Genomic DNA, 2,500 nt, shown 5'->3' on the forward strand with positions numbered 1-2,500 from the left:
GAACGGTCCGCAAGACAGGGTAATAGCCCGTAGCTGAAAGTTCATTCCTCCAGAGTGGATCCTGAGTACGGCGGAACACGAGAAATTCCGTCGGAATCTGGGAGGACCATCTCCCAAGGCTAAATACTCCCTAGTGACCGATAGTGAACCAGTACCGTGAGGGAAAGGTGAAAAGCACCCCGGAAGGGGAGTGAAATAGATCCTGAAACCGTGTGCCTACAAGTAGTTAGAGCCCGTTAATGGGTGATAGCGTGCCTTTGTAGAATGAACCGGCGAGTTACGATTGCATGCAAGGTTAAGGTGAGAAGCCGGAGCCGCAGCGAAAGCGAGTCTGAATAGGGCGAATGAGTATGCAGTTGTAGACCCGAAACCAGGTGATCTACCCATGTCCAGGGTGAAGGTAAGGTAACACTTACTGGAGGCCCGAACCCACGCACGTTGAAAAGTGCGGGGATGAGGTGTGGGTAGCGGAGAAATTCCAATCGAACCTGGAGATAGCTGGTTCTCTCCGAAATAGCTTTAGGGCTAGCCTCAAGATAGAGAATCCTGGAGGTAGAGCACTGTTTGGACTAGGGGCCCATCCGGGTTACCGAATTCAGACAAACTCCGAATGCCAGTGATTTATGCTTGGGAGTCAGACTGCAGTGATAAGATCCGTAGTCAAGAGGGAAACAGCCCAGACCACCAGCTAAGGTCCCCAAATATCCGTTAAGTGGAAAAGGATGTGGCGTTGTTTAGACAACCAGGATGTTGGCTTAGAAGCAGCCATCATTTAAAGAGTGCGTAATAGCTCACTGGTCGAGTGACACTGCGCCGAAAATGTACCGGGGCTAAACGGATTACCGAAGCTGTGGATGGACATCGTAGATGTCCGTGGTAGGAGAGCGTTCTAAGGGCGTTGAAGTCAGACCGGAAGGACTGGTGGAGCGCTTAGAAGTGAGAATGCCGGTATGAGTAACGAAAGACGGGTGAGAATCCCGTCCACCGAATGCCTAAGGTTTCCTGAGGAAGGCTCGTCCGCTCAGGGTTAGTCGGGACCTAAGTCGAGGCCGATAGGCGTAGACGATGGACAACAGGTTGATATTCCTGTACCACCTCCCCGCCGTTTGAGTAATGGGGACGCAGAAGGATAAGGTGAGCGTGCCGTTGGTTGTGCACGTCCAAGTTGTGAGATGAGAAACGAGGCAAATCCGTTTCTATATAACATCAAGCAGTGATGGCAAGAGGTTTACCTCAGAGTCCCTGATTTCACACTGCCAAGAAAGCCTCTAGCGAGGCGGGAGGTGCCCGTACCGCAAACCGACACAGGTAGGCGAGAAGAGAATTCTAAGGTGAGCGAGTGAACTCTCGTTAAGGAACTCGGCAAAATGACCCCGTAACTTCGGGAGAAGGGGTGCTCTGGTAGGGTGAATAGCCCGAGAGAGCCGCAGTGAATAGGCCCAGGCGACTGTTTAGCAAAACACAGGTCTCTGCAAAACCGTAAGGTGACGTATAGGGGCTGACGCCTGCCCGGTGCTGGAAGGTTAAGGGGAGTGCTTAGCGCAAGCGAAGGTGCGAACCGAAGCCCCAGTAAACGGCGGCCGTAACTATAACGGTCCTAAGGTAGCGAAATTCCTTGTCGGGTAAGTTCCGACCCGCACGAAAGGCGTAACGATCTGGGCACTGTCTCAACGAGAGACTCGGTGAAATTATAGTACCTGTGAAGATGCAGGTTACCCGCGACAGGACGGAAAGACCCCGTGGAGCTTTACTGTAGCCTGATATTGAATTTTGGTGCAACTTGTACAGGATAGGTAGGAGCCAGAGAACCCGGGCGCCAGCTTCGGGGAGGCGTCGGTGGGATACTACCCTGGTTGTATTGAACTTCTAACCCACAAGCCTTAGCGGCTTGGGAGACAGTGTCAGGCGGGCAGTTTGACTGGGGCGGTCGCCTCCTAAAGAGTAACGGAGGCGCTCAAAGGTTCCCTCAGAATGGTTGGAAATCATTCGCAGAGTGTAAAGGCACAAGGGAGCTTGACTGCGAGACGGACAGGTCGAGCAGGGTCGAAAGACGGACTTAGTGATCCGGTGGTTCCGCATGGAAGGGCCATCGCTCAACGGATAAAAGCTACCCGGGGATAACAGGCTTATCTCCCCAAGAGTCCACATCGACGGGGAGGTTTGGCACCTCGATGTCGGCTCATCGCATCCTGGGGCTGTAGTCGGTCCCAAGGGTTGGGCTGTTCGCCCATTAAAGCGGTACGCGAGCTGGGTTCAGAACGTCGTGAGACAGTTCGGTCCCTATCCGTCGCGGGCGCAGGAAATTTGAGAGGAGCTGTCCTTAGTACGAGAGGACCGGGATGGACACACCGCTGGTGTACCAGTTGTTCTGCCAAGAGCATCGCTGGGTAGCTATGTGTGGCCGGGATAAGTGCTGAAAGCATCTAAGCACGAAGCCCCCTCAAGATGAGATTTCCCATTGCGCAAGCAAGTAAGATCCCTCAAAGACGATGAGGTAGAT

At 53.4% G+C, this 2,500-nt stretch carries 1 rRNA gene (running past both ends of the window); it reads left to right on the forward strand.

The features are described from left to right. Positions 1-2,500: ribosomal RNA gene (locus CW734_RS01570) — 23S ribosomal RNA — on the forward strand (it extends past both window edges: 349 nt to the left, 67 nt to the right).

The sequence above is a fragment of the Planococcus sp. MB-3u-03 genome (genome assembly GCF_002833405.1).
GTDB lineage: Bacteria > Bacillota > Bacilli > Bacillales_A > Planococcaceae > Planococcus.